Consider the following 26118-nt stretch of genomic DNA (forward strand, 5'->3'; position numbering starts at 1 on the left):
CGCCCGAGTTTCACCCCACAAGCCCCTCCCTGCGAGGGGCTTTTTCATTTCAGGAGTAGCACCATGAGCGAACACGAAAGCGTAAAAACGCAGGGCACGCACCTGTTCCTGATCGCGGCGGCTTCGGTCAGCAGCGAGCCGGCGATCATGAAGTTCGAGTGCCCGACGGGCATCACTGGTCTCGGCGGCCCGCGCGACCAGATCGACGACACGTGCCTCGAGGAAACCCAAGACCGCACCTTCAAGGCGGGGCTTGGCAACCCTGGTCAAGTGTCGGTGCCGTTCGTGTACAAGCCCACGGCCATCAGCCATCAGGTGCTTTTCGACCTCAAGGCCACGGCTGAGCGCCTGCCGTGGCTTGCTGGCCTGTCGGACGGCGTTGCGCCGCCCACGCTGAGCGCTGGTGCATTCGTCGTACCTGCTGATCGCAGCGGCTTCGAGTTCACCGCGTATATCGCCGACGTCAACATCGACATCGCCACCAACGAAGTCGTGCGCGGCACGCTCACGCTGCAGCGCTCGGGCGCCGTGGTGCCGTTCTTCAAGGCGCCGTGATCATGAGCCTCGACGCAGATCTTTTCGTCAGCGAAACCCTGCACCCTCGCGCCGTCAATGTCGGGGGTGGCAAGGAAGTCACGCTGCACTTTCGCGAGTTGCCCTACACCGCCTTTGCTCGCTTTCGTGAAGACACCGTGGGCGCCGACAAGCTCGCGCGAGAGGGCGCCATTGCCCGTCTCATTGCCGAAGGTGTGGCCAACCCCGACGGGAAGCCGGCCATGGGCTTCGAGCAAGCGCTCAAGCTCAAGCCTCGCCCGCTGCAGAACATCTTCCTGGCCTTGTTGGAAGTGAACGGGCAGGGCGAACCCTCGGGAAACGCCTGACGCCGAACAGCGAGGAATGGCTGTGGCACGTGCTTGCACTCGCGCTCGGTGGCCGCAGCGTGGCCGAGTGGAAGCGGCGCATGTCGGCGGCCGAGTTCCGCCGCTGGACGGCGTTCTACCAGCAACACCCCTTTGACGATCTGCACCGCTACCACCGCCCGGCCGCTCTTGCGGCCGGTTGGCAAGGTGGCGGACGAGCCGTGTCCGACGCCCTCGACTGGCTGGCCCCGCCGTACCGGGGCGAGCTGTCGGACGTCGATTTGAGTTTGCTCCAGGCCTTTGGTCTGTGTAACGGGAGAGCCTGATGGCCGCCGGTTCCATCGTCATTGACCTGCTCATGAAAACGGGCAGCTTCGAGACCGACACCAAGCGCGCGGAAGCTCGCCTCAAGGCCATGGAGAAGCAGGCCGCGCAAGTCGGCAAGGTCATCGGCACCGCCATTGCAGTGGGCGCCACGGCGGCCGTGGCCGCGCTGACGATGATCGTCAACAAGCAGCGCGACCTCATTGACTCGCAGGCCAAGCTGGCGCAGTCGATGGGCACCACCTACACCAGCCTTTCCAACCTGGAGCGAGCCGGGCAGCTTGCGGGGGTCGGCTTCGATCAGATCAAGACGGCGGCGCGTCAGCTCGACATCAACATGGGCCGCGCCGCCCAGGGCGTGAAAACGCAGGCAGACGCGTTCGACCGCCTGGGCCTGTCTGCCGAAGACCTTGCCAAGATCCCGCTCGATGAGCGCATCGCGGCAATCAACGCCGCGCTGCGCGACAACGTGCCGGCCTATGAGCGCAGCGCGGTGGCGGCTGAGATCTTCGGCGCCAAGAATGCCGCAGCGATTCAGCGCATGGACCCGGCCACCATCGCCGAAGCCGCGCGTCAGGTGCAGCTCTTCGGCCTCAACCTGTCCGACGTCGACGCCGCCAAGGTCGAGATGGCCAACGATGCCTTCTCAACCATCAGCCTCGCCGTGGATGGCCTGCAGAAGCAGCTGACTGTCGCCCTGGCGCCGGCATTGAAAGCAGTTGGCGACGAGTTCATGAAGGCGGTGGAAGAGGCCGGGGGTTTCGGCACGGTGGTGCCGGAGGCGGTGGATTCGACGATCAATGCGCTGGGCTTTGTGATCAACGCGGTCAACGGTGTGGGGCGCGTATTCAACCTCTCGCTCGAAGCCGGCAAGCTCATGGCTTACGGCATTTCCGGCCTGATGCTGCGACTGACCGAGACCATCGTGAATGGCCCGGTGGCCGGTGTGAATTTGCTCATCGACCAGATGAATCGCATCCCCGGTGTGGAAGTCGGAGCGATGCCGATTTCTGGAGTTGGGCTCGCAATTCAGCGTGAGCTTCGCGATGCCGAGAAGGGCTTCGAGACGGCGAAGGAACGCATTGCCGCGCTGCTGATCGAGCCGCTTGCCGGCGACAAGATGGTCGAGGCCTGGCGTCGCGCCCTCAAGAGTGCCCAGTTGGCTGCGCAGAGTGTTGTCGCCGACAGGGGCGGCGATGAGCCGGAAAAACCCCTGAAGGAGGACCCGAACGCCGCGAAGGATGCGATGCGCACCTTCGAGGCCATCCAGAAACAGATCCGCGCACTCGAAACGCAGGCCGCCACGTTCAACATGACAGAGCGCGAGGCAGGGCTCTACAAGCTCGCCCTCGACGGTGCCACGGATGCGCAGCTGCGCGCTGCTGACGCTGCTATTGGCAACCTTGAAACCCTCAAGGAATTGGCCGACGAGCAAAAGCGCTTCAACGAGCTGATGGCCAACATCCCCAGCGCGCAGCTGGAGAAGCAGCGCGAAGACATGTCGCTGCTGTCGGCCGCGTACATGATGGGCGTGATCAACGTCGAGCAGTACTTCGAGGCGGTTGATACGGCCCTCGGTCGCACCAATGCCATGGTCGAGCAGAGCACAGACTCCCTGACCGTCTTCGCCGACCAGGCCGCCCGCAACATTCAAGACGCCTTCGCCGACTTCCTGTTCGACCCGTTTGCCGAGGGGCTGGACGGCATGCTCATGGGCTTCGGCAAGATCCTGCAAAAGATGATCGCCCAGGCGGTAGCCGCCGACCTGGCCAAGCGCATCGGAGGTTGGGGCAGCAGCAACAGTGGTGCTGGTGGTTTCCTCGGCGCTGTTGCCGGCCTTGCCTCCGCCTTCGGCGGCGCCAAGGCCAACGGCGGCGACGTGCTGCCTGGCCGCAGCTTTCTGGTTGGCGAGCAGGGCCCCGAAATGTTTGTGCCGCGCACGGCTGGGGTGATTGTGCCGAACCCCGCCCTGGCCGGCGGTGCGCGGGACAGCCGCTCCGTCAGCATCACCGTGCAGGTGGCGCCGGGCTCTTCGCAAGAAGTGCGCCGCGCGGCGGCCGCGGGCGCACGTGAGGCTCTGTCCGCAATGGGTTCCATCGAAAGGTTCCGATAATGCCAATGCCCTTTCTGGAAGAACGCCTGCCGGCGTGTGTGCGGCTGGGTGCGAGCTGGGTCGACAGCTACGCCGTGCGGGTAATTGTGGTCGAGTCTGACCGCGAGTATCGATCCCTGCTGCACCCGTATCCGATCCGCCGCTTTCGTGTGAGCTACACGCGTGGCGATGACGACGCCTACGACCTGGTGATGTCGCTGTACCACCGCTGCTTTGGCCTCTATGTGGGCTTCCGCGTGCGGGCGCATGAAGACTGGAGCACCAATGGGCGCAAGGGCGTGCCCACGGCATTCGACCAGGCGTTGCCCATGATCGAGTCCGGGCAGTACCAGCTGCAGAAGCAATACGGCACCGAGCAGCCGGCCAGCGCCGCCGGCTACCCGGTGCGCACCATCTTCAAGCCGGTGCCCGGTACGGTGGTCGCCGGTATCCGCAACCCGGATACGGGCGACCACGCCATCACCGCCTTCACCGTCGACACCACCACGGGGGTGGTGAGCCTCGCGGCGAATAAGAGCCGCGCAATCACCGGTATCTCCAAGGGCGCCGTCACGGTGCTCACGGTGGGCGCCAATACCTTCGTGGCGGGCGACAGCGCCCATGTGTCCGGCGTGAGCGGGATGACTCAGATCAACGGCCAGCGCGCCGAGGTGTTGGGCGCCGACGCGACCACCGTGACGCTCAATATCAACTCCAACGCATTCAGCGACTACACCGAGGGCGGCACTGTGCAGACGTCTCCACAAGCAGGCGAGACGGTGCATGGCGGCTGCGAATTCGACATCCCGTGCCGCTTCGACAACTCGCCGCGCATCGAGCCGCTGGCGCCCAACGTGGTGCAGGTGGACGAGGTGGAACTCGTGGAGCTCATCGCACTGTGAAGCCGCAAGTCGCCCCCTATCAGACGCTGGCGTACTGCCTGCGCATCGTGTGCCGGAACGGGCTTGTCGTGAGGCTCACCAGCTACCCGCGCTCGCTACTCATGAGCAACGGGCAGGTCTATGCGCCCGGCAACGGCTACGACTTCACCGGGCTGATTACCGGCACCAGCTTTGCGCCGGGCGCGATGGATCTGGAGGGTATTGTCGCGGCCGGTGGCGTGGAGCGGGATGCGGTGGATTCCGGCGTGTTCGACGGCGCGCGGCTGCAGGTATTTGCCTGCTCGTGGCTGGCGCCAGTCGAGCATTACGAGCCGATGATGGCCTGCATTCTTGGCAAGACCACGCTGGAAGACCGGCGCTACCGCATCGAGATGATGCAGCTCGTCGACGTGTTCGGCCAGACCACCGGCACCACCACCAGCCCGAGCTGCACCAAGACCTTCGGCGGGCAGGAATACGCCGGCTGCAAGGTGGATCTCGGCCCGCTCACCGTCACCGGCGCGCTCTCGCATGTGACGAGCCAGAACATCTTCCGCGACTCGGCGCGCGCTGAGGTTGCGGACTGGTTCGGCAAGGGCACCATCGAATTCACCAGCGGCCCGAACGTGGGCCTGCGCCCGCTGGAAATCAAACGCTATGAGGCCGACGGCACCATTGAGACCTTCGAGCCGGCGTACTACCCGGTGGAGGTTGGCCACGAATACGAGCTGATCCCCGGTTGCCGCAAGCGCCCCTTTGAGGACTGCCGCGACAAGTACGACAACATCATCAACAGCGATGCCGACGTGGGCATGCAGACGAGCAGCCAGTACGGCAAGGTAGGTGGCCGATGACTGATCTGCAGCAGGGCATCGTAGATGCCGCGCGGGCGTGCATGGATACGCCGTTTCGGCATCAGGGGCGGTTGCCGGGGAAAGGGCTGGATTGTGCCGGGCTGTGCATTGTGGCGCTGCGTGAGGCGGGCGTTGAGATGCGCGACGTGAAGGCCTACGGCACCGTGCCGAACGAAGGGCGGCTGTTGCAAGCCATTGACGCGCAGGCCGGCCTGCAGCGCATCGCGCTGGCAGAGGCGGGGCTGGGTGACGTGGTGCTGATCCGCTTCAAGGTCGAGCCCACGCACGTTGGCATCCTCACTGCGCCGGATTACATCATTCACGCCTACCAGCGCATCGGGCGCGTGGTCGAGCACCGCATTGACGACACCCTGGAACTGCAGATCGTGGCCGCCTGGCGTGCGCGGGTGGTGGCATGAGTAGCGCGGGTCAGATTGTTGGCGGTGTAGTAGGTGCCGTTGTTGGCTTCTACACCGGCGGCCCGACTGGCGCCGTGTATGGTGCCCAAGTGGGTATGGGTGTCGGCGGCCTCATCGACCCACCCAAAGGCCCGGTTCTGCAGGGTCCGAAGCTCTCCGACCTCGCGCAGCAGACGGCCGGCTTCGGCGTGTTCCTGCCGCGCTACCACGCCAACATGGCCGGGCACGGCACGGTGTTCTGGATCGAGGGCGGCGAGCTCAAGGCGCGCACCCGCAAGGAATCGAGCGGGGGGAAGGGGGGCGGCGGGCCTGAAGTTGAGACAACGACTTACTACGCCACCTTCGCCCTCGCGCTGGCCGACACCACGAAGACCGGCCCGATTCAAGGCATCCGGCGCATCTGGACGACGACCGGCTTGTTCTACGACGCCGGCTCTGATGACATTGAAACGGTGATCGCCAGCAACCAGGCCGCCAAGGGTTTCCGGGTGTATCTGGGCACCGAAGATCAGATGCCAGACCCGCGCATCGAGGCCGACCTGGGGGCGGGCAACTGCCCGGCGTGGCGCGGGCGTGCGTACATCGTCTTTGATGACCTGGAGCTGACCGAGTACAGCAACAGCGTTGCGGGCGTGCAGGTCAAGGTGGAAGTGATCGGCGAGGGTATCGGCCAGTCTGTGCTGCTCTCGCAGCAGTTGGATACCGAGGTTACGCGCCCGTCAGCCGATGAGGTGCAGATCTTTCGGCTCGGCAATGATGGCGTGGCGTGCTCGGTTGCATACAACGCCGACTTCTTTGCCGGGGTGCCGCAGTCGCACCGCGTGGCCAACTATTCCACGGCCAGTCTGGCCCGCTTTGACACTCTGGTGTCGTCCGACAAGCCGCGCAGCATCGTAGGCCTGACGGACTTCATGCCGGCGTATCCGTGGCACGAGACTGCGCTGTACAACGACGGTCGCCCGTTCGATTCGAGCCCGCCCTATGACTACTGGTACAACGGCACCGCTTACCCGAACACAGGCGTATTCCGGAGCTATATAGACAACTGGTCCGTCTTCGGGGGGTGCTTGTACCTGTACGACAGCGCGGCCGACGAGCTGGTCAAGTGTGATCCGCTGGCTGGCCGTGTGGCGGTTTTGTCTGTGCCCAATGACATGCAGGTTGCGTTCGTGGGCGGGCGGATCATCGGCGTGTCTCGCGTTGATCTGGCGCAGTCGTGGGTGATAAATCCGGATTCTCTGGAGGTTGAATCGACCGCGGCCTGCACCATCAACGCCCAGATCGGCACAACCCTGGCTCGGCTGATCGGCACCGACAAGCCGTATCTGCTCGAAGAGGTCAATCAGCCCGGTCCGACCAAGTATCTGCATGAGCTGAGCGCCGATGGCGCTGCGGTGGTGCGCAGCTTTGTATTGCCTGACCCGACCGTGACGGTTTCTGCGTGCGTGATGGATGGCGTCTGCACCATGGCAGACCTGTACGATCCATCCAGCGGGGGCGGCCTGGCAACAGGTGTGCGCATTCGGCGGTACATCCTTGAGCGCCTGGGGGCGGGCACCAAGCCGCTCTCGCAGATCGTGCTTCAAGAAGCGCTGCAATCGGCTGTGCTCACCGAGGACGACCTGGACGTGAGCCTGCTCACGCAAGAGGTGCGCGGCTACCGCATCGCCATCCAGACCAGCATCCGGGCAAACCTTGAGCCGCTGCAGGCGGCGTGGCCGTTTGACATCGTACCGCGCGGCTACAAGATCCACTTCATCCCGCGCGGGCAGGCCAGCGTCGTGACCATCCCCGCTGCTGATCTGGATGCCCGCCCGGCCGGAGCACAGCGCAACGCACTGTTGCCGGTGGCCCGCGAAATGGATACGCAACTGCCGCGCCGGGTCGAAGTGCAGTTTGCCGATGTTGACCGCGAGTACGACACCAACCAGACCGACGACGAGCGCACCACTGTAGAGAGTGCGCACAAGGTCACGCTTGAGCTGGCGATTGCGCTCAAGGCTGGTGAAGCAGCGGGTATGCCCGAGGTGCTGCTGCGCATGTACTGGCTGGAGCGCCGCGACATCGGCCCGTTCCACCTGCCCCCGAGTTATCGGGGGCTGGAAGCTGCCGATGTAATCAAGACCAAGGGCGGCGAGCTGGGCACGCTTGAGCTTCGGCTCACGCAGGTGCATTACCTTTCGGACGGTCGCCTGGAGTGTATGGCCAAGCTCAACGCTGCGGCCACCTACACGGCCGGCGCCGTGGCACCCGACAGCACCGCCACGCCGCCCACGCTGGGGCTTGCCGGTCCCAGCCGCTTTGAGCTGCTGGACATCCCGCTACTGACTGACGAATTCAACCGCCCCGGCTGGTTCGCGGCGATGTGCGGCTATACGGCTGGCTGGCCGGGGGGGTTGCTGTACCGCACGCCAGACGGCGGCCAGACGTGGGCAGACCTGCAGGCATGGCTCAGTCCGGTGACGATGGGTACGTGCCGCACCGCACTGGCGGCAGGGCGCACCGATATCGTTGATGCAGCCAGCGTGTTGCAGGTGGATCTGCTGACCGGCGACCTCTCCAGCATCACGCTGGCTTCGCTCTACAACGGCGGCAACCTCTTGGCCGTTGGTGCGCCGGGGCGGTGGGAGATTGTGGCCGTGGCCACCGTCGAGCAGCAGGCAGACGGCAGCTATGTGCTCACCGACTTCCTGCGCGGCCTGTTCGGCAGCGAGTGGGCGGCGCCGCTGCACCAGGCTGGTGACGCTGTGGTGGCGCTGCGCGATGTTGATGTGGCGTGGATCGGCATGTCGTCCGCCACCATCGGCCAGCCGCTGGGGTATCGCGGCATCACGAGCGGCCGCTCAATCGACAGCGACACCACGCGCGAGCTCACTTACACAGGCGCGAACCTCAAGCCGCTCAGCCCTGTGCGCCTCAACGGCCACCGCCACCCGAGCACGCGCGACTGGACGCTGACCTGGCTGCGGCGCGGGCGCATCAGCGCCGGCTGGCGAAATCTGGTCGGCGTGCCGCTGGGCGAAGAGTCCGAGGCCTACGAGATCGAGATTTACAACGGCAGCGGATACACCAGCGTCGTGCGCACGCTCACAGCCAGCACGACGACGCTCGCCTACACCTCGGCGCAGCAAGTGGCCGATTTCGGCAGCAATCAAGCAACGCTGTACGTGCGCATCTACCAGATGAGCGCGACGGTAGGGCGCGGCTTTGCGCTCACTTCAAGCATCACGCGAGGCTAGAAAATGGCAGACGGACCTACCAGCAACATCCCCGGCATCGTGGTCGGCAGCGAGAGCAAAGAGCAGCAGGCCAATGCGCTGTTCGACGCCGCCTCGCAGGCCATGACCTACGGGCGGAACGCAGCGACTAGCTCGGGCCTGACCTGGGGCTTCCTCGGCGGCAACGTGGTGGTGAGCAGCGGCAGCCGCGTGTCGGTGGAAAATGGCACGCGCACCCTGACGGCGTCGAGCACCTGCTACGTCGTCGCGGCCAAGGCGACCGGCGTTGTGTCTTTCTCTACCGACGACACCAACTGGAACAACACTGACGACTACTGGCACCTGTATTCGGTGGTGACGGGCAGCGCCACGGTGACAGGCTGGGTGGATCACCGATGCCCTGGGCAGTATCAGGGGGCGGGGTCAGGTGGTGGCGGGGGCGGTGGCGGCTTCTCGGCAGTCGTCGGCAATGCCGGCACCTCGATTACGCTTGCCCTGGCTGATGCCGGGGACTACATCGTGACCTCGGCTTCTGCAGCAGTAACCATTACCGTGCCGCCGCAGTCTTCTGAGGCATGGGCCGCGAATACCGAGATCCACATCGAGCAGGGCGGCACGGGCGTTGTGACCATCGCGGCCGGCAGCGGCGTGACGCTCAATCACCTTTCAACGGTTGATCCGATCATTGCCGGGCAGCATGGCGTCGTCACGCTCAAGCGCACCGCCGAAAACGTGTGGACGCTCTTTGGTGCGCTCGCAGAGGCTGCGCCGTGATCCCCGGAGTGGTAGCGGCTCAAGGCCTTTACGCCCCCGCGCCCGCGCCCGGTTATAGCGAGAAGCTGCCAGCCTCCTTTTCGCAAAGCTCAACGTGGGAGCCTCACACGGCCACCGTCGCAAACATGCGCGACACGGATTACACGACCGGCGGGGCCACCAACCTCTCCGGCACTGCGTGGATACAGGCCGACATGGGATCGCCGCAGGCGGTCGACAAGGTGTTGGTGGCTGGTGGCGGATTGAGTGGATGGGGCGGCGTTGCCGCCTATTTGAATGGCGCCGAGGTGCAGTACTACGACGGATCAGCATGGCAAACGGTGGCTACCGTTTCGGGCGTGGAAGATTCCGGCCCGAACGTGCAGAAGGAGTACAGCTTCACGGAAGTCACTGCGCAACTATTCAGACTTTCGACGGGGTCGTACCTTTCAACGACAGAGTTTCGGCTGTATGGCAGCACGTAAGGAGCCGGCTTTGCAGACGCGCCCGGCCACCCGCCGGGCTTTTTCGTTATAGAGACCGCACACATGAGCCCACTCGGCCTGCGCGAGATCTGCGCCCTCTACTCCGCACACCGATCAAACAGAAAATCCCGCCCCAGCGCCTGGCGCAGGGCGCTGGCCGCGCTGCGCGCGCGGCGCACCAGTCTGCACCGCAAGCCATAGGAGACCGCTGCATGCCTGACCAAACCACCGATGAGCACCGCCGCCTGATCGAACTTGTGGATGCGCGTCTGACCGACCGCATGGCCGATTTCAAGAAACAGCAGGACGAAGGCTTCGAGCGCGTGTGCGGCCTGATCCGCAGCGGCTTCCCTGACGGCGACCCGGCCGAGCACCGCAAGGCGCACGAGCAGATGATCGAAGCCTACCGCGAGCGGCGCGAGTTCTACCGCGACCTGCGCAAGCAGCTTGCCGGAAAAGGGGTGCTCGGCGTGGTCGGCGTGGTGCTGTTGGCCGTGTGGTTCTACGCCAGCGAGATGATTCGGCGAGGTGGGTCATGAGCGCGCGCACCCCCAGCCTGAGCGCCAACCTGCGCGCCTTACTCGACACCATCGCGGTTGCTGAGGGCACGGCCGCCATCGGGGACGACGGCTACGACGTGATCGTCGGCAGCACGCCGGCACGCCCGATCCGCTTCCGCAGCTACGCGCAGCACCCGAACGTGATCGTTGGCTTCCGCTACCAGTCGGGCAGCACCGGAGAATCAACCGCCGCCGGCCGCTATCAGATTCTGCACCGTTTTGCTGAGCACTACATGCGCCATCTCGGCCTGCCCGACTTCGGCCCCATAGCGCAGGACGCCATCGCGCTGCAGCTCATCCGCGAATGCAAGGCGCTGGAAGACATCGAGGCCGGCCGGCTGGACGCTGCCCTGGCCAAGTGCCGCAGCCGTTGGGCGAGCTTGCCGGGCGCTGGTTACGGCCAGCACGAGCAGAGCCTTGCAAAGCTGCGAACCGCTTACATCGAGGCCGGCGGGGTGCTGGCCTAGATCAACGGGCGGCGAGGCCAACACACCTATCAACCGTTTCGGGACAACTCGGTTGAGCCGCCCACCACACAGGAGCAAGCCATGCGACACCTGATTCTGCTCATCGCCGTATTGCTGCTGGCCGGCTGCGCGCGTGACACCGCCGTGCTGCGTGTCATGGACTACGGCGGCGCGCTGCCCAGCATCACCGGGCGCGGCTGTGCCGTGCATCAGAGCGGAGCAGAGCATGCCTTCGCGCGGGTGCTGGTGCAGTACCACGGCGAGAACTGCACGGTGCAGATACTGACGGATGGGGAAGGGTAGGCCATGCCGTTCCTCACGCGCCTGCACGGCATCGCCGGCCCCGGCCCGAAGGTTTGGACGCAGAGCCGCATTCAAGTCTATGCCGACCCGCGCACGCGGCGCATGTACTGCCTCCTGCCCGGACAAGTGAGCGACCTCGCCAGCATCCCGGATATCGCGCGGCCACTGGTGCCGGGCAACGGCCTTGAGCGCCAGCCGGCCACCTTGCACGACCGGCCCTATGAGACCGCCGGGCGCATCGAATACATCCTCAACCCCGAAGACCTCCCGCACCCGCCTGACAACTTCAACCCATGGTGGGGCGCCAACCCGCAGAATATGTGGGAGCCCACGCCCGTCGAGCAGGTGATATTCGATATGTTCGAGCGCTGCCAGATCCAGATCGGCGTAGCCGAACTCACCCGCGCCGAAACCGACAGCCTGTTCAACCAGGCCATGCGCTGCGCCGGCGTCAGCTGGTTGGAGCGCACCGCCATGCACGCCGCCGTCAAGCTGGGCGGCTGGCCGAGCTGGAACGACAATGTGCGCAAGCGCGAGAAAGACCCAAGCGGCTTCGATCAGCGCGTGCGCATTCCTCCGCGCCTGTGCCGCCTGGCTTACCCGCCGCTATTCGATCAGATTGACGTGTAAGGCTTAGCGCGTCCGTCGCGCCTGGCGCTGCCCGTCTTTGGTGGTCCAGGCACGATAGGATTGGCGCGGCTTGATCCAGAGTGACCGTCCCCCTGGGAATTTCCGGAAGTCGGACAAGGGGACTGATTCGTTGAAAGCGATAAATATCCCAGCGGCACTCCCTTGAGTTACATCCATTTCGCCCTCCCTTCGTGCTAGGCCGCAGTATAGCGGCGCGTCAGTCCTGCGCAGCAAACGCCGCCACCATCCGGGCCACCCGACGCGACACGACGTGCAGCGCTTCGTCGTCGATCACCACGTCAAACGAGCCGCCGATCTGCTCGGCCATCCGGTGCAGCGGGTCGCGGTAGGCCAGAGACAGGTCGCCCGCGAAACAGCAGGGGTCGTGCCGGTTGAAGAACTGCACTTGCTCGCGTCCGCCGTCCGTGGCCATCAGGTACAGGTCCAGATACCCCACGTCGAGCCCCGGCAACTGCTGCTCATAGTCGCCGCGCGATTGCGCCTGCTGCTCTCGCAAGTAGAAGGGGTGCGACCCCGCCACCGGGTAACTCGCCTCGATGCGTGGATCGAGCGCCGCATACAGCACCGTCGCCCACCCGCCCCCTGATAGCCCGGTCATCACCACGCGCCGATACTCGCGCTGCGCCAGCGCATAGTTGAGCGCCTCGGCGATCGGGCGCATGAACGATTCCAGTGGGCGGGGCGTCGCGGCGTAGAGTGCGTGCGGCTCCGGCGGCATGTCCAGCGCCAGCACGTCGAACCCCGACGCGAGCAGTGCGCCGATTGTCTCGCCACCATCCTCCAGCGCAGTCTGCCCGTGCCCGGCGTGATAGATGGCCAGCCGTTGCGCACCTGGTGCGCGCAGCAGAACACCATCCAGCAGATCCCCGCTCGGCAGCGCCATCGTCAGCCGCTGGCCAGTCACCCCCAGCGCCTCAACATCCTCCACCGCCGCCGGCATGTCGCCCGGCACCGCGCCGCCGAATACCGCACCCAGCAGCTCAGCCCGTACCGCGGCCACGTCATCAGCCGTTTGCACCCGCATTCTCGCCTGCAGCGCCTGCGCCTGCGCCGGCCGTGTGCGTGGCGCCGGCACCTCAACATGCTCAATGACCGGGGGCGGTGGCTCAGTCAGCAGATCAGGCAGCCAATGGCCGGCGTTGATGCCGATGAGAAGGGCGAGCAGTGTTTTGAGGCCCGAAAAATGTTGACCAAAATGTTGACCACGACACCCAAAAAAGCCCAAAAAAAAGGCTTGTGGCGCACAGGGAGTGCGGCACAAGCCTTTGATTTTACAGCGTGTTGTGGTGGAGCCGGGGGGAATTGAACCCCCGTCCGCAAGCCCTCTACAGACAGATCTACATACTTAGCCAACCTATTTGGTTTTAACCCCTGACTTAGCCGATTGGCAGGCCGGAAAGGGGCGAGCTACCTTACTTTTAGCTGCAGAACCAAGTAACCCGGCCCTGCTCGCGATTCTCTGTAAATGACACTGCAATGGCTCAGCTTGCGCTAAGACCATCCGGCCCAGAGACCCGCCGGTGCAGCGCTAACCGGGATTAAGCGGCTAGAGCGAAACGCTCGTCGTTGGCGTTTGTTTGTTTCCAGATGGATTTACGAGGTTTTCTGGCCCTCGGTATGCACTGCGCTGCTTCGCGACCCACGTCGAAGCCAAGTCGGCCCCAGGAGTCTTTCTGCCATATGGAGTCAGGCAGAGGTATTTCAAGTGCGGATGCTATCACGTACCGGAGTTTGGAGGCCGATCAGTTCTGCGAGTTCCTGCGGGGACTGGATGATTGTGTCAGCACCCCATGTTTCGATGGGCTGGTCGACACCGAGATAACCGTAGGAAACGGCTACGGTGCGCATTCCTGCAGCTTTCCCGGCAATGATGTCGCGCAGGTCATCCCCGACATAGATGCAGTTCCGAGGCGTCAGGCCGGCACGCTCGCAGGCAAGCAGCAAGGGATCTGCAGCCGGCTTGGGGCGCGCGGCAGAGTCTCCGCTGATGATGCAGCAGGCGCGATCATGCAGCGCCAGGGCCGTAACCAGAGGGTCAGTGAAACGGCTTTGCTTGTTGGTGACGATGCCCCAGGGAATGGCGGCGCTTTCAAGGGCCGTCAACAGCTCGTCCATGCCTGCGAACAAACGGGTGTCGACGCACAGTGCTGCCGCGTATTGCTCCAGGAACTGCTCGGCCAGCGGCTGAAAGGCATGGTCATCAGGCGTAACGCCGAAGGCTGCGCTCAACATGCCGCGTGCTCCGGACGAAACATGGGGGCGCAGTCGTGCCAGCGGCAGCGGGTCGCGCCCGTGATCGTGCAAGACGAGATTGATCGCCCGAGCGAGGTCCGGCGCCGTGTCGGCCAGTGTGCCGTCGAGATCAAAGAAGACGCCGTCAGTCATCGCGACGGGTGTGCACGAGGTAATTCACGTCTGTGTCAGTGCCCAGCGAATAGACGCGTGTCAGCGGGTTATACCCCATGCCGAGAAGCTCCTGGACTTCCAGGCCCGCGTGGCGACAGTCGCGAGCGAGTTCTGCGGGCTTGATGAACTTGGCGTACTCGTGCGTGCCTTTCGGCAGCAGTTTGAGGATGTACTCCGCACCGATGATCGCGAAGAGATAAGACTTCGGGTTGCGGTTCAGCGTTGAGAAGAACACGTGCCCACCGGGCCTGACCAGGCGCGCGCAGGCGGCGATGGTGCTGGCCGGGTCGGGTACGTGCTCAAGCATTTCCATGCAGGTAACGACATCGAACGATGCGGGCTGTCGCTCCGCCAGATCCTCGGCGCTGATCAGCTCATACGCCACGCGTTGCCCGCTTTCGAGCAGGTGCAGTTTTGCCACGCCAAGCGCTTTGTCGGAAAGATCGATGCCGGTAACGTCTGCGCCGAGGGCAGCCATACTTTCGGACAGAATGCCTCCGCCGCATCCGACGTCAAGAACGGTTTTTCCGGGCAGTGAGGCGCAAGCATCGATCCAGCCAAGGCGCAGCGGATTGATCTCGTGCAGTGGCCTGAACTCTGAGTCGGGATCCCACCAGCGGTGGGCCAGCTCACCGAATTTTTGCAGTTCTGCAGGATCGGCATTCACACTCATGAGGTGTCTCTCTGTAGCTCGGGTTGAATCCGGGGGTCAAAAAAAAGCCCTGCCGAAGCAGGGCTTTGCACGGCTTGCCGTGTGACAGCAAACGGCTTACTTGGTGCCGATCACTTCCACTTCGACGCGACGGTCAGGCTGCAGGCACGAAATCAGTGCGCCGCGCTCGGTGACGCCGTTGCACTTGGTGCCGGTCACCGGCTGGCTTTCGCCTTTGCCTTCGGTGTAGATACGCTTGGCGTCGACACCCTTGGAAACCAGATAGTTCTTCACCGACATGGCACGACGCTCGGACAGACGCTTGTTGTAGTTGTCCGAACCGATACGGTCGGTATGGCCAACGGCGAGGATGACTTCAAGGTTCAGCGACTTGGCCTTGGTGGCCAGCTCGTCCAGGGCGCTGCGGCCAGCCGGGCGCAGGTTGGCGCTGTCGAAGTCGAACAGGGCGTCAGCGGACAGCTTGATCTTGTCGGCAGTAGCGGTGGTCTTCACGGCCGAAGTGTCACCGTACGGCGACTTGCACATTTCGGCGGGGACGATGTCCTTGTCGCACACACAACCAGCCGGGAAGTTGCCGGCGAAAGCGCTCTGGGCCGCAGCCGGGCTCCAGAAGCCGGTGCGCCAGCACAGGCCGGAACCGCTGGTGGCCACTGCATTGCGGCTGTCGATCACGTAAGGAACGACGCCCGCGGAGTCGGTGGTGTAGGAAATTACGGTGTCTTTCGACTGCGAAAGCGCGGGGGCCGCAGCCATACCGAGCGCGGCGATCGCAGCCAGCCCAAGCAATTTACTTTTGAGTTGAATGCTCATTTTTATGTCGTCCGTATTAGAGAGGGTTATCAAACAAATCAGCAATCGCCAATCTCCGAGCGATCGTGCAGCGCGGTTACGATTTTAGTCTACTTTGCCACAGCCGCGCTGTTGCGATCAATTCCGTGTTGCTGGTGTGCAGCACTTGTGTCCCATTTTCAACACGCGTTTCACCTGCTACCCACACGTGGGATACATGCTCTCTTCCCGCCACATACACCAGATGCGACACCGGGTCATAGCATGGTTGGGTTGCCGGCGTGCCGAGATTGATGGCGCACATGTCGGCGTGTTTCCCGGGCTCCAGCGAGCCTATGAGGTTTCCCTGTCCAATTGCATTGGCACCATTAAGTGTGGCCATTCGCAGCGCGGTATGTGCAGGGATGTGGGTTGCGTCACCGCTGGCGATTTTCGCGAGCAATGCGGCCTGTCGCATTTCTGCAAACATGTCGAGGCGGTTGTTGCTTGCGGCGCCATCGGTGCCGAGCGCTGCGGTAATGCCGGCGTTCATCAATTCGGCAATAGGCGCAATGCCACTAGCCAGTTTCATGTTTGATGCAGGGCAATGAACGATCGAGCAAGCGTTTCGCGCGAGCAGTTCGATATCGCCCCGGTCCAGATGGATGGCATGCACTCCGAGGAAATTGTTTCCGAGTATTCCGAGTCCGGCCAGTCGGGTCAGTGGCCGCATCCCGTGGTGTTTCAGTGACTCGTCCACCTCATGCCTGGTTTCATGAATATGGATGTGCAGCCCGCAATCGAGTTCTGCGGCGAGGCTGGCAGCGCGGGTTAGTGTTTCGTCCGATGTGGTGTAGGGCGCATGCGGGGCGATGTTGAAACTCAGGCGAGGATGTCGCTGCCAGCGGTCGCGTGCCGCAAGACCCTTGCGGAAGTATTCGTCAGCGTTGGAGGCGTACGGCGTCGGGAAATCTATTACGGTGACTCCGATGACGGCCCGCATTCCGGCCAGGTCGAATGCTTCGGCGGCTGCGTCGGGGTGGAAATACATGTCGTTGCAGGTGGTGATTCCGCCAGCGAGCATCTCGGCTGCCGCGAGCAAGGTGCCGTCGCGAACGAATGCCTCGCTCACATGCTTGTTCTCGGCTGGCCAGATGGCGTCCTGCAGCCAGCGCATCAGCGGCAGGTCGTCGGCGAGCCCGCGCATCAGGGACATCGCGGCGTGCGTGTGCGCGTTGATCAGGCCGGGAATGATCACGTGATCGGGGAGTTCAACGACCTGCTTTGCCGTGTACCGGACTCGGGCCTGATCCTGCGTGATGACGGCGACGATGCGCCCGCCGGTTACGACCACGGAATGATGATCCAGTACCGAGTCTGCCTCATCTACGGGAACGACCCAGCGGGCGTTGACGATCAGGTCGGCCGATTCGCGCTGCATGTGTGGTCTCCGTGGCTGGCGGGTGGGCTGTGGGGCGCAATCATACCTGCCGGTGCTCGCGCGGGTGCGTACGCGGGGTCTGGAGGGAGGGTGGCGTGGTAATATGGCGCGTTATTCTGAACCGCGGCGCCTGCCGCCTGGACCCGAGCCGAGATGACCACGTTCGCCAAAGAAACCCTGCCGATCAGTCTCGAAGAGGAGATGCGCCATTCCTACCTTGATTACGCCATGAGCGTGATTGTGGGGCGTGCGCTGCCAGATGCACGTGACGGCCTCAAGCCGGTGCATCGGCGAGTCCTGTTCGCGATGCACGAGCTGTCGAACGACTGGAACAAGCCTTACAAGAAGTCGGCGCGTATCGTCGGCGACGTGATCGGTAAATATCACCCGCACGGCGACTCGGCGGTGTACGACACCATCGTGCGCATGGCGCAGAGTTTTTCCTTGCGTTACATGTTGGTCGACGGCCAGGGCAACTTCGGTTCGGTTGACGGCGACAATGCGGCAGCGATGCGTTACACCGAAATCCGCATGGCGCGCATCGGTCACGAGCTGCTGGCGGACATCGACAAGGAAACCGTCGACTTCGGCCCGAACTATGACGGCTCGGAGCAGGAACCGCTGATCCTGCCGTCGCGCATCCCGAACCTGCTGATCAACGGCTCGTCCGGTATCGCGGTCGGCATGGCGACCAACATTCCGCCGCACAACCTGACCGAAGTGGTGGATGCCTGCCTGCATCTGCTGGCGAATCCGGATGCGTCGATCGACGACCTGATCCAGATCGTGCAGGCGCCGGACTTCCCGACCGCTGCACTGATCTACGGCCTGTCCGGTGTGCATGACGGCTATCGCACCGGTCGTGGCCGTGTGGTGATGCGCGCGCGAACCCACTTTGAAGACCTTGAGAAGGGCAACCGTCAGGCCATCATCGTCGACGAGCTGCCGTATCAGGTTAACAAGCGCACGCTGCTTGAGCGCATTGCGGAGCTGGTTAACGAGAAGAAGATCGAAGGCATCAGCGAGATCCGCGACGAGTCCGACAAGTCCGGCATGCGCGTGGTCATCGAGCTCAAGCGCGGCGAGATGCCCGAGGTCGTGCTGAACAATCTGTTCAAGCAGACCCAGCTGCAAGACACTTTCGGCATGAACATGGTGGCGCTGGTCGATGGCAAGCCGCGCACGCTGAACCTGCACGACATGATCGACTGCTTCCTGTCGCATCGTCGCGAAGTCGTCACGCGCCGCACCATCTTCGAACTGCGCAAGGCGCGCGAGCGTGGTCACACGCTGGAAGGCCTAGCGGTGGCGCTGTCGAACGTGGATGAAGTCATTGCGCTGATCAAGGCTGCACCGGCACCGGCTGACGCCAAGCGCGAGTTGCTGGCGCGCGTCTGGCGCAGCCCGCTTGTCGAGGAGATGCTCGCGCGCGCCGCGGCTGAACATTACCGCCCGGACGGGCTGGCGCCGGAGTTCGGCTTGTCGGAGCAAGGCTACCGCCTGTCGGACGTGCAAGCCCAGGCCATTCTCGAATTGCGCCTGCAGCGCTTGACCGGGCTCGAGCAGGACAAGATCGTCGGGGAGTACCGCGAGGTCATGGAGCTGATCGCCGATCTGCTCGACATCCTGGCGCGTCCCGACCGCATCTCGAGCATCATCGGCGAGGAGCTCGCCGTCGTGAAGAACCAGTACGGTGACCCGCGTCGCTCCGAGATCGTGATGAGCACCTCGGACATCAGCATCGAGGACCTCATCGCGCCGGAAGACATGGTCGTGACCTTGTCGCACGGCGGTTACATCAAGCGTCAGCCACTCGCTGACTACCGTTCCCAGCGACGCGGTGGCCGCGGCAAGCAGGCCACCGGCATGAAGGACGATGACTTCATCGACCGCCTGTTCGTCGCCAACACCCACGACTACATGCTGTGCTTCTCGAACCGCGGCCGTGTGTATTGGCTGAAGGTGTATGAGGTGCCCGAGGGCGCTCGCAACGCGCGAGGCAAACCCATCGTCAATCTCTTCCCGCTGCTCGAAGGCGAGAAGATCACCGCTGTGCTCCCGGTGCAGACCTTCGACGACGATCATTTCGTGTTCATGGCCACCGCCCAGGGTACGGTCAAGAAGACCGCGCTCACTGCGTTCTCGAATCCGCGCAAGGCCGGCATCATTGCGGTGGGCCTGGATGACGGCGACCACCTGGTCGGCGTTGCCATCACCAATGGCGAGTGCGACGTGATGCTTTTCTCGGACGCCGGCAAGGCCGTGCGCTTCCCTGAGCGCGATGTGCGCCCGATGGGGCGTGAGGCGCGCGGCGTGCGCGGCATGAACATCGAGGACAGTCAGCGCGTCATTGCCATGCTGGTTGCCAGCGACGAATCCCAGTGCGTTCTGACTGCCACCGAAAACGGTTACGGCAAGCGCACGCCGGTGGGCGAATACACGCGTCACGGCCGTGGTACCAAGGGCATGATCGCGATCCAGACCTCTGAGCGTAACGGCAAGCTGGTCGGTGCCTGCCTGGTGCATACCACTGACGAGGTCATGCTGATCTCCAATGGCGGCGTGCTGATCCGCACCCGTGTCGCTGACATCCGCGAACTGGGTCGTGCTACGCAGGGTGTGACGCTGATCAATCTCGACGAAGGCACCTATCTGGCCGGTATCGAGCAGGTCATCGAATCCGATCCGGAAGATGTGCTGGACGACGGCGACGATGCAGCCGACGAGGCTGCGGAATAATGCTTTCGGAGTGACCGGCATGAGCCGCGTGTACAACTTCAGCGCCGGCCCCGCGGCGCTGCCGGAAGAGGTGTTGCGTCAGGCCGCCGACGAGATGCTCGACTGGCACGGTGCCGGCTGCGGTGTGATGGAGATGAGCCATCGCGGCAAGCATTTCACGGCCATTGCCGAGCGTGCCGAAGCCGATCTGTGCAGCCTGCTGGATGTGCCTGCCAATTACCGCGTGCTGTTTCTGCAGGGCGGCGGGACGCAGCAGTTCTCGCAGATTCCGATGAACCTGCTCGGCGGTGGTTCTGCCGATTACATCGTGACCGGCACCTGGTCGCAAAAGGCCTTTGACGTCGCGCAGGGCATCGCGCCTTTTGTCGGTGGTGCCGTGCGTTGCGCGGGTTCGACCGAAGAGGCGCATTTCCGTCGAGTGCCGCTTGCCGGCGAGCTTTCGCTCGATGCGTCGGCGGCCTATCTGCACCTGTGCACCAACGAGACCATCCACGGCGTTGAATTCCTCGACCCCGCACAGTTGCCTGACAGCCGCGTGCCGCTGGTGGCCGACATGTCGTCCCATATCCTGTCGCGCCCGCTCGACGTAGGCCGTTTCGGCATGATCTACGCCGGCGCGCAGAAGAACATCGGCCCGTCCGGACTGGTCGTCACCATCGTGCGCGACGACCTGCTCGACCGTGTCTGGGGCGGTACGCCAGCCGTGATGCGCTACGGCACCATGGCTGAGCACGATTCCATGCTCAACACCCCGCCGACTTACGCCATTTATGTTGCCGGCCTGGTCTTCCAGTGGCTGCAGCGTCAGGGTGGGCTGGCCGCGGTGGAGACCGTCAATGCCGCCAAGGCGGAGTTGCTGTACGGCTTCATCGACGCTTCCGGTCTGTACCGCAACGAGATCGATCCGGCCTGCCGCTCGCGCATGAACGTACCGTTCCTGCTCGCCGACACGCGGCTGGAGGCGGATTTCCTGGCCGGTGCCGAGGCGGCCGGTCTGGCCCAGTTGAAAGGACACAAATCGGTCGGCGGCATGCGCGCGTCGATCTATAACGCCATGCCCCTTGCGGGTGTCGAGGCCCTCGTCGCGTACATGCGCGAGTTCGAGCGCACGCGGGGATGACCGGAGTTCAGCATGAGTGACGAACTGCACCAGCTCAGAAACGACATCGACCGCCTCGACCGGGAAATTCTTGAACGTCTCTCCCAGCGCGCCCGCAACGCCCAGCGCATCGGAGAGGTCAAGCAGGGCAATCTGTATCGGCCCGAGCGCGAGGCGCAGGTGCTGCGCCGCATTGCCGACGAAAATCCCGGCCCCTTGCCCGATCAGACCGTGCAGCGCGTGTTCCGCGAGATCATGTCGGCCTGTCTGGCGTTGGAGCAGCCGCTGCGCGTGGTCTATCTCGGCCCGGCCGGCACGTTCTCGGAGAGCGCGGCGCGCAAGCATTTCGGTTCTGCGCCGATGTTCCAGCCGCAGGCCACCATCGAGGAATCCTTCCGCATGGTCGAGGCCGGCAACGCCGACTATTGTGTGGTGCCGGTCGAGAACTCCACCGAAGGCGTGGTCGGCGGCACGCTGGATCTGCTGTTGGCAAGCCGCCTCAAGGTGTGCGGCGAGGTCAGCCTGCGCATCCACCAGCATCTGATGAGCCAGGCCGGAGCGCTGGATGGCGTGGCCAAGGTCTATTCGCATTCGCAGTCGCTGGCGCAGTGTCACGAATGGCTCAACCGCAATCTGCCGCGTGCTGAACGCGTGCCGGTTACCAGCAATGCCGAGGCTGCGCGGCTGGCGGCCGCGGAAGAGGGCGCTGCCGCCATTGCCGGTGAGGCGGCGGCAACGCTGTATGGTCTGAGCGTGCTCGGCGCCAACATCGAGGACGATCCGCGCAACACCACGCGCTTCCTGGTGCTCGGTCAGCACGATGCCGGCGTGTCGGGACGCGACAAGACTTCGCTGGTGTGTTCCGCACCGAACCGCCCCGGCGCCGTGCATCAATTGCTTGAACCGCTGGCGCGTCATGGCGTGAGCATGACCAAGCTGCAATCCCGCCCGGCGCGCAACGGCATGTGGGAATACATGTTCTACATCGACATCGAGGGCCATCAGGCCGACGCTGCCGTGGCCGCAGCGCTGCTTGAGCTGGAAGCGCGCGCGTCCTTCGTGAAGGTGCTCGGCTCCTATCCGGTAGCCGCGATCTGAGGTTTCTGGCATGAACGACAGTCTCAAGCTTTCCCCCGTCGCCGAGCGCGCTCCGGCTCACATCCGTGCGATTTCGCCCTACCAGCCGGGCAAGCCGATCTCCGAGCTTGCGCGCGAGATGGGGCTGGCCGAGGGCGACATCGTCAAGCTCGCCTCGAACGAGAACCCGCTGGGTATGAGCGAGGCCGCGCGTAAGGCAGCTGCAGCCGCACTGGAAGATATCGCGCGCTACCCGGACGGCAATGGTTTCGAGCTCAAGGCCGCGCTGTCGGCCAGGCTCGGGGTGGGGCTGGACCAGCTGGTGCTCGGCAACGGCTCCAACGACATTCTCGAACTCGCTGCCCGGGCACTGCTGTCGCCGGGCGCGTCAGCGGTGTATTCGCAGTACGCCTTTGCGGTCTATCCGCTGGCAACCAATGCCACCGGCGCGCGGGGCATTGAGGTTGCGGCGCGTGATCACGGCCACGATCTGGATACGATGGCGGCGGCGATCACGCCGGACACGCGCATCGTCTTCGTCGCCAACCCGAACAACCCGACCGGAACCTTCCTGTCCGGAGCGGCCATTGAGGCATTTCTGCGCCGCGTACCGGCCGACGTGCTGGTGGTGCTCGACGAGGCCTACACCGAATACCTTGACGCACAGCAGCGCTACGACAGCATCGCCTGGATTGCACGCTTTCCCAATCTGCTGGTATCGCGCACCTTTTCCAAGGCCTATGGGCTCGCCGGCCTGCGCGTCGGCTACGGTGTGGGCCACCCGGCCGTGGTCGATCTGCTCAACCGCGTGCGTCAGCCCTTCAACGTCTCCAGCGTCGCGCTGGCCGCGGCGACTGCAGCGCTCGGTGATGCGGATTTTCTCGCGCGCAGCGCGGAGCTCAATCGTGCCGGCATGGAGCAGTTTACGGACGCCTTCGCCGGCCTTGGGCTTGAATGGATTCCGTCGGCCGGCAATTTTGTTGCGGTGCGCGTGGGCGACGCGGCAGCGGTCAATCGCGCCTTGCTTCGCCAAGGCGTGATCGTGCGCCCGGTGGCGGGCTACGGCATGCCCGAATGGTTGCGCATTTCGATCGGGCTGTCCGAGGAGAATTCGCGCTGCATCGCGGCCCTGCGGGTGGCGTTGGCTGAAGTGAGGGGTGCAGGCTGATGGCGGTGATCAACAAGCTGGTGATCTGTGGCGTCGGCCTGATCGGTGGCTCCTTTGCGATGGCGCTGCGCAAGGCCGGCATGGTCAAGCGCGTGGTGGGTATCGGACGTACGCGTGCGCCGCTGGAGCGTGCGGTCAAACTCGGCGTGATCGACGAAATCGCCACCGACTGGGCCGACGCGTTGGACGGCGCCGACTTCGTGCTGCTTGCTGCGCCGGTCGGACAGATGGACGCCGCGATGGGCGCCATGGCTCCGCATCTGGCCGAGAACACCATCGTCACCGACGCCGGCAGTACCAAGCGCGATGTAATGGAAGCCATCTACCGCAATCTGGGCGAACGGCTCGGCAATGTGGTGCCGGCGCATCCGATCGCAGGCGCGGAGAAAAGCGGCGTCGAGGCGGCTTTCGATTCGCTGTACGAGGGCAAGAAGGTGGTCGTCACGCCGCTGCCCGAGAACGAACCCGCCGCCGTGCTGCGCGTGCGCGAGGTGTGGGAGGCCTGCGGAGCCATGGTGCACGAAGTGCCGCCGCACGATCACGATCGCATCTTTGCCGCCGTCAGCCATCTGCCGCACCTGTTGGCCTTCGGGCTAGTGCATGATCTGGCTGAACGCGCCAATGCCGAACAGCTGTTCCACTTCGCGGCCAGCGGCTTTCGCGACTTCACGCGTATCGCCGGCAGTAGCCCTGAAATGTGGCGCGACATCTGCATCGCCAATCGCCAGCCTTTGCTGGCCGAACTGGATCAATACTTGGCCGAACTGGCGTATCTGCGGGCGCTGCTGCTGTCGGCCGACGGCGAACGACTGGAGCAGCATTTCGCGGCCGCACGTGAGGCCCGCAATGCGTGGGCCAACGGCCACCGTACAGACCCGAATACCCCGGAGTGACGATGGAGTTCCTCGATCTTCCACCGCTGCTCGGCGCACGCGGCACCGTTCGTTTGCCGGGCTCCAAAAGCATTTCCAACCGCACGTTGTTGCTCGCTGCGCTGGCCGAAGGCGAGACCGAGATCCGCGATCTGCTGTCGTCTGACGATGTGGATCGCATGCTGGAAGCGCTTACTGCGCTCGGCGTGAAGTGGTCGCGCGGCGACGATGGTGGCTACCGCGTTCAGGGAGTAGGTGGGCCGTTCCCGGTGAAGTCCGGCGATCTCTTTCTCGGTAACGCCGGCACGGCCTTCCGTCCGCTGACCGCGGCGCTGGCACTGTCGGGGGGCGAGTACCGATTGTCCGGCGTTTCGCGCATGCACGAGCGGCCGATCGGTGATTTGGTCGACGCCTTGCGCCAGATCGGCGCAGACATTGATTACCTCGGCAAAGAGGGTTTTCCGCCGCTCGCCATCCACGCCGGCAACATCGGGGCAGGCGGTGTAGTGCGCGTACGTGGCGATGTTTCCAGCCAGTTTCTCACCGCGTTGCTGATGGCGCTGCCGGTGACCGGCAAGGAGACCACCATTGAAGTGGTCGGCGAGCTGATTTCCAAGCCTTACATCGAGATCACGCTGGCGCTGATGACGCGCTTCGGCGTGACCGTGAAGCGTGAAGGCTGGCAGCGCTTTATCGTGCCGGGCAATGCGCGTTACGTGAGTCCCGGCACCTTGTTCGTCGAGGGCGATGCCTCGGCAGCTTCGTACTTCCTCGCGGCCGGCGCCATCGGTGGTGGACCGGTACGCGTGGAAGGTGTTGGCGCCGACAGCATCCAGGGCGACGTGCGTTTTGCCGAGGCGCTGGAGCAACTCGGTGCGCGTATCACCATGGGCGACAACTGGATCGAGGCGCGCGCGCCGCAGAGCGGTCGCCTGCGCGCCTTCGATCTGGATCTCAACCATATTCCCGACGCGGCAATGACCCTGGCCGTGGCCGCGCTGTTTGCCGACGGGCCGTGCCGGCTGCGCAACATCGCGAGCTGGCGTGTGAAGGAGACCGACCGCATCGCGGCGATGGCCATCGAACTGCGTAAGGTCGGTGCGGTAGTCGAAGAGGGCGCCGATTACCTGTGTGTGACGCCGCCGGAGCGTCTGCTTCCGGCCGCCATCGACACCTATGACGACCACCGCATGGCGATGTGCTTCTCGCTGGTGACGCTGGGTGATTGCCGTGTGCGCATCAACGATCCGAAGTGCGTGAACAAGACTTTCCCTGGCTACTTCGATATTTTCGGTGAAGTCGTCGAGCCGGTGCCCGTACTGGGCATCGACGGGCCTTCGGCCTCGGGCAAGGGTACGGTTGCGGCGCGCGTGGCGGCCAAGCTGGGCTGGAATTATCTCGACAGCGGTTCGTTGTATCGCTTGGTGGCGTTGGCCGCATTGCGCGCGGGTTTGGCCTTCGAGGATGAGCTCGCGCTGGAGCCCGTCGCACGAGCGCTGCCGGTGCGCTACGAAGGTGGCCGCATCCTGCTCGACGGCGATGATGTGACGGACCGCATTCGCGAGGAAGACTGTTCGGTGGGCGCCTCCCGCGTTGCCGTGCTGCCGGCCGTGCGTACCGCCTTGCTCGACCGCCAACGTGACTTCCGACGTGCGCCGGGCCTGGTGGCCGAAGGGCGTGACATCGGTTCGGTGGTGTTTCCGGATGCAGCGAGCAAGTTTTTCCTCACCGCCTCGGCTGCTGCAAGGGCGCAAAGGCGTTATAAGCAGTTGATCGAAAAAGGTTCAGCGGCTATACTCCACGACCTTCAGAACGATCTTGAGGAGCGCGACCGCCGCGATGCGGCTCGAAGCGTCGCTCCGCTAAGACAGCTTCCTGATGCGGTGCTTGTCGATACGACCGATATGTCGATCGAAGAGGCCGTTTCATTTGTTCTGGAAAACATGCGTGGGTCCGTCCCGCGCAAGGCTGACTGAACACCGCCCGGTGTCCGGTTTTTTTTGCAAAC

At 64.1% G+C, this 26118-nt stretch carries 26 protein-coding genes and 1 other RNA gene; 21 read left to right on the top strand and 6 right to left on the bottom strand.

Going from position 1 to position 26118, the window contains the following annotated elements; translation table 11 throughout:
• The first annotated feature begins 63 nt into the window (after positions 1-63).
• The 15 genes from AC6H0R_RS11475 (at position 64) to AC6H0R_RS11545 (ending at position 11846) form a co-directional block, all read left to right on the top strand.
• Positions 64-555: a phage tail tube protein gene (locus tag AC6H0R_RS11475; RefSeq protein ID WP_497581503.1), complete on the top strand. Its 492-nt coding sequence runs from the start codon at positions 64-66 to the stop codon at positions 553-555.
• A gap of 2 nt (positions 556-557) precedes the next feature.
• Complete coding sequence (locus AC6H0R_RS11480) at positions 558-881, top strand: hypothetical protein (protein WP_497581504.1); 324 nt, start codon at positions 558-560, stop codon at positions 879-881.
• 29 nt (positions 882-910) lie between these two features.
• The gene (locus tag AC6H0R_RS11485; protein WP_497581505.1) at positions 911-1186 is read left to right on the top strand and encodes a phage tail assembly protein T; all 276 of its coding nucleotides are present in this window, start codon (positions 911-913) and stop codon (positions 1184-1186) included.
• Positions 1186-3297: a hypothetical protein gene (locus AC6H0R_RS11490; protein ID WP_497581506.1), complete on the top strand. Its 2112-nt coding sequence runs from the start codon at positions 1186-1188 to the stop codon at positions 3295-3297. Before AC6H0R_RS11485 ends, AC6H0R_RS11490 begins: the two co-directional genes overlap by 1 nt.
• 5 nt (positions 3298-3302) lie before the next feature.
• Positions 3303-4178 (top strand): DUF2460 domain-containing protein, encoded by an 876-nt coding sequence (locus AC6H0R_RS11495; RefSeq protein WP_497581507.1) that lies wholly within the window; start codon positions 3303-3305, stop codon positions 4176-4178.
• Complete coding sequence (locus AC6H0R_RS11500; protein ID WP_497581508.1) at positions 4175-5011, top strand: phage/gene transfer agent baseplate hub protein; 837 nt, start codon at positions 4175-4177, stop codon at positions 5009-5011. The genes AC6H0R_RS11495 and AC6H0R_RS11500 overlap by 4 nt, the downstream gene beginning before the upstream one ends.
• Positions 5008-5430 carry a C40 family peptidase gene (locus AC6H0R_RS11505; RefSeq protein ID WP_497581509.1) on the top strand — a complete coding sequence of 141 codons (423 nt, stop codon included), beginning with the start codon at positions 5008-5010 and terminating at the stop codon, positions 5428-5430. Before AC6H0R_RS11500 ends, AC6H0R_RS11505 begins: the two co-directional genes overlap by 4 nt.
• Positions 5427-8669, top strand: coding sequence for a phage tail protein (locus tag AC6H0R_RS11510; RefSeq protein WP_497581510.1), 3243 nt, complete (start codon positions 5427-5429; stop codon positions 8667-8669). The genes AC6H0R_RS11505 and AC6H0R_RS11510 overlap by 4 nt, the downstream gene beginning before the upstream one ends.
• Positions 8670-8672: 3 nt before the next feature.
• Positions 8673-9422: a hypothetical protein gene (locus tag AC6H0R_RS11515; protein WP_497581511.1), complete on the top strand. Its 750-nt coding sequence runs from the start codon at positions 8673-8675 to the stop codon at positions 9420-9422.
• 8 nt (positions 9423-9430) lie between these two features.
• Positions 9431-9886, top strand: a complete 456-nt coding sequence (locus tag AC6H0R_RS11520) for a discoidin domain-containing protein (RefSeq protein WP_497581560.1) — start codon at positions 9431-9433, stop codon at positions 9884-9886.
• A 63-nt stretch (positions 9887-9949) separates the two neighbouring features.
• Positions 9950-10087 carry a hypothetical protein gene (locus AC6H0R_RS11525; protein ID WP_497581512.1) on the top strand — a complete coding sequence of 46 codons (138 nt, stop codon included), beginning with the start codon at positions 9950-9952 and terminating at the stop codon, positions 10085-10087.
• An 11-nt stretch (positions 10088-10098) separates the two neighbouring features.
• Positions 10099-10425: a hypothetical protein gene (locus tag AC6H0R_RS11530; RefSeq protein WP_497581513.1), complete on the top strand. Its 327-nt coding sequence runs from the start codon at positions 10099-10101 to the stop codon at positions 10423-10425.
• Positions 10422-10913: a glycoside hydrolase family 24 protein gene (locus AC6H0R_RS11535; RefSeq protein WP_497581514.1), complete on the top strand. Its 492-nt coding sequence runs from the start codon at positions 10422-10424 to the stop codon at positions 10911-10913. Before AC6H0R_RS11530 ends, AC6H0R_RS11535 begins: the two co-directional genes overlap by 4 nt.
• Before the next feature lie 81 nt (positions 10914-10994).
• Positions 10995-11216 (top strand): hypothetical protein, encoded by a 222-nt coding sequence (locus AC6H0R_RS11540; protein ID WP_497581515.1) that lies wholly within the window; start codon positions 10995-10997, stop codon positions 11214-11216.
• 3 nt (positions 11217-11219) lie between these two features.
• Positions 11220-11846 carry a hypothetical protein gene (locus AC6H0R_RS11545; RefSeq protein WP_497581516.1) on the top strand — a complete coding sequence of 209 codons (627 nt, stop codon included), beginning with the start codon at positions 11220-11222 and terminating at the stop codon, positions 11844-11846.
• Positions 11847-12063: 217 nt separating this feature from the next.
• Here the strand turns inward: AC6H0R_RS11545 and AC6H0R_RS11550 are convergent, their stop codons facing one another.
• From AC6H0R_RS11550 to AC6H0R_RS11575, 6 genes are all read right to left on the bottom strand, one after another.
• Positions 12064-13128: a dienelactone hydrolase family protein gene (locus AC6H0R_RS11550; protein ID WP_497581517.1), complete on the bottom strand. Its 1065-nt coding sequence runs from the start codon at positions 13126-13128 to the stop codon at positions 12064-12066.
• A gap of 23 nt (positions 13129-13151) precedes the next feature.
• Positions 13152-13530: a transfer-messenger RNA gene (gene ssrA / locus AC6H0R_RS11555) on the bottom strand.
• Positions 13531-13568: 38 nt separating this feature from the next.
• Positions 13569-14252 (bottom strand): HAD family hydrolase, encoded by a 684-nt coding sequence (locus tag AC6H0R_RS11560; protein ID WP_497581518.1) that lies wholly within the window; start codon positions 14250-14252, stop codon positions 13569-13571.
• Positions 14245-14946: a bifunctional 2-polyprenyl-6-hydroxyphenol methylase/3-demethylubiquinol 3-O-methyltransferase UbiG gene (ubiG, locus tag AC6H0R_RS11565; RefSeq protein WP_497581519.1), complete on the bottom strand. Its 702-nt coding sequence runs from the start codon at positions 14944-14946 to the stop codon at positions 14245-14247. The genes AC6H0R_RS11560 and ubiG overlap by 8 nt, the downstream gene beginning before the upstream one ends.
• 96 nt (positions 14947-15042) lie before the next feature.
• Positions 15043-15756 (bottom strand): OmpA family protein, encoded by a 714-nt coding sequence (locus AC6H0R_RS11570; protein ID WP_497581520.1) that lies wholly within the window; start codon positions 15754-15756, stop codon positions 15043-15045.
• A 76-nt stretch (positions 15757-15832) separates the two neighbouring features.
• The gene (locus AC6H0R_RS11575; RefSeq protein ID WP_497581521.1) at positions 15833-17155 is read right to left on the bottom strand and encodes a TRZ/ATZ family hydrolase; all 1323 of its coding nucleotides are present in this window, start codon (positions 17153-17155) and stop codon (positions 15833-15835) included.
• Between the two features lie 153 nt (positions 17156-17308).
• Here AC6H0R_RS11575 and gyrA point away from each other — a divergent pair, with 153 nt between their 5' ends.
• From gyrA to AC6H0R_RS11605, 6 genes are read left to right on the top strand one after another with little or no spacing between them, the layout of a single operon-like run.
• Complete coding sequence (gene gyrA / locus AC6H0R_RS11580; protein WP_497581522.1) at positions 17309-19894, top strand: DNA gyrase subunit A; 2586 nt, start codon at positions 17309-17311, stop codon at positions 19892-19894.
• 19 nt (positions 19895-19913) lie between these two features.
• Positions 19914-21014, top strand: a complete 1101-nt coding sequence (serC, locus tag AC6H0R_RS11585; RefSeq protein ID WP_497581523.1) for a 3-phosphoserine/phosphohydroxythreonine transaminase — start codon at positions 19914-19916, stop codon at positions 21012-21014.
• 12 nt (positions 21015-21026) lie between these two features.
• Positions 21027-22091: a prephenate dehydratase gene (gene pheA, locus AC6H0R_RS11590; RefSeq protein WP_497581524.1), complete on the top strand. Its 1065-nt coding sequence runs from the start codon at positions 21027-21029 to the stop codon at positions 22089-22091.
• 10 nt (positions 22092-22101) lie between these two features.
• On the top strand, positions 22102-23238 hold the full coding sequence (hisC, locus tag AC6H0R_RS11595; RefSeq protein WP_497581525.1) for a histidinol-phosphate transaminase: 1137 nt from the start codon (positions 22102-22104) through the stop codon (positions 23236-23238).
• A complete protein-coding gene (locus AC6H0R_RS11600) occupies positions 23238-24131 on the top strand; it encodes a prephenate dehydrogenase (protein ID WP_497581526.1) in 894 nt (297 codons plus the stop codon). Before hisC ends, AC6H0R_RS11600 begins: the two co-directional genes overlap by 1 nt.
• Positions 24132-24133: 2 nt before the next feature.
• Positions 24134-26086: a bifunctional 3-phosphoshikimate 1-carboxyvinyltransferase/cytidylate kinase gene (locus tag AC6H0R_RS11605; RefSeq protein WP_497581527.1), complete on the top strand. Its 1953-nt coding sequence runs from the start codon at positions 24134-24136 to the stop codon at positions 26084-26086.
• The last annotated feature ends 32 nt before the right edge of the window (positions 26087-26118 follow it).

Source organism: Pseudazoarcus sp. NS36, from assembly GCF_059703705.1.

Coding starts and splice junctions, on each gene's coding strand:
- gyrA (WP_497581522.1), top strand. CDS start 17,309: ATGACCACGTTCGCCAAAGAAACCCTGCCGATCAGTCTCGAAGAGGAG.
- AC6H0R_RS11495 (WP_497581507.1), top strand. CDS start 3,303: ATGCCCTTTCTGGAAGAACGCCTGCCGGCGTGTGTGCGGCTGGGTGCG.
- hisC (WP_497581525.1), top strand. CDS start 22,102: ATGAACGACAGTCTCAAGCTTTCCCCCGTCGCCGAGCGCGCTCCGGCT.
- AC6H0R_RS11515 (WP_497581511.1), top strand. CDS start 8,673: ATGGCAGACGGACCTACCAGCAACATCCCCGGCATCGTGGTCGGCAGC.
- ubiG (WP_497581519.1), bottom strand. CDS start 14,946: ATGAGTGTGAATGCCGATCCTGCAGAACTGCAAAAATTCGGTGAGCTG.
- AC6H0R_RS11570 (WP_497581520.1), bottom strand. CDS start 15,756: ATGAGCATTCAACTCAAAAGTAAATTGCTTGGGCTGGCTGCGATCGCC.
- AC6H0R_RS11605 (WP_497581527.1), top strand. CDS start 24,134: ATGGAGTTCCTCGATCTTCCACCGCTGCTCGGCGCACGCGGCACCGTT.
- AC6H0R_RS11480 (WP_497581504.1), top strand. CDS start 558: ATGAGCCTCGACGCAGATCTTTTCGTCAGCGAAACCCTGCACCCTCGC.
- AC6H0R_RS11510 (WP_497581510.1), top strand. CDS start 5,427: ATGAGTAGCGCGGGTCAGATTGTTGGCGGTGTAGTAGGTGCCGTTGTT.
- AC6H0R_RS11490 (WP_497581506.1), top strand. CDS start 1,186: ATGGCCGCCGGTTCCATCGTCATTGACCTGCTCATGAAAACGGGCAGC.
- AC6H0R_RS11560 (WP_497581518.1), bottom strand. CDS start 14,252: ATGACTGACGGCGTCTTCTTTGATCTCGACGGCACACTGGCCGACACG.
- serC (WP_497581523.1), top strand. CDS start 19,914: ATGAGCCGCGTGTACAACTTCAGCGCCGGCCCCGCGGCGCTGCCGGAA.
- AC6H0R_RS11600 (WP_497581526.1), top strand. CDS start 23,238: ATGGCGGTGATCAACAAGCTGGTGATCTGTGGCGTCGGCCTGATCGGT.
- pheA (WP_497581524.1), top strand. CDS start 21,027: ATGAGTGACGAACTGCACCAGCTCAGAAACGACATCGACCGCCTCGAC.
- AC6H0R_RS11530 (WP_497581513.1), top strand. CDS start 10,099: ATGCCTGACCAAACCACCGATGAGCACCGCCGCCTGATCGAACTTGTG.
- AC6H0R_RS11525 (WP_497581512.1), top strand. CDS start 9,950: ATGAGCCCACTCGGCCTGCGCGAGATCTGCGCCCTCTACTCCGCACAC.
- AC6H0R_RS11545 (WP_497581516.1), top strand. CDS start 11,220: ATGCCGTTCCTCACGCGCCTGCACGGCATCGCCGGCCCCGGCCCGAAG.
- AC6H0R_RS11505 (WP_497581509.1), top strand. CDS start 5,008: ATGACTGATCTGCAGCAGGGCATCGTAGATGCCGCGCGGGCGTGCATG.
- AC6H0R_RS11540 (WP_497581515.1), top strand. CDS start 10,995: ATGCGACACCTGATTCTGCTCATCGCCGTATTGCTGCTGGCCGGCTGC.
- AC6H0R_RS11475 (WP_497581503.1), top strand. CDS start 64: ATGAGCGAACACGAAAGCGTAAAAACGCAGGGCACGCACCTGTTCCTG.
- AC6H0R_RS11535 (WP_497581514.1), top strand. CDS start 10,422: ATGAGCGCGCGCACCCCCAGCCTGAGCGCCAACCTGCGCGCCTTACTC.
- AC6H0R_RS11575 (WP_497581521.1), bottom strand. CDS start 17,155: ATGCAGCGCGAATCGGCCGACCTGATCGTCAACGCCCGCTGGGTCGTT.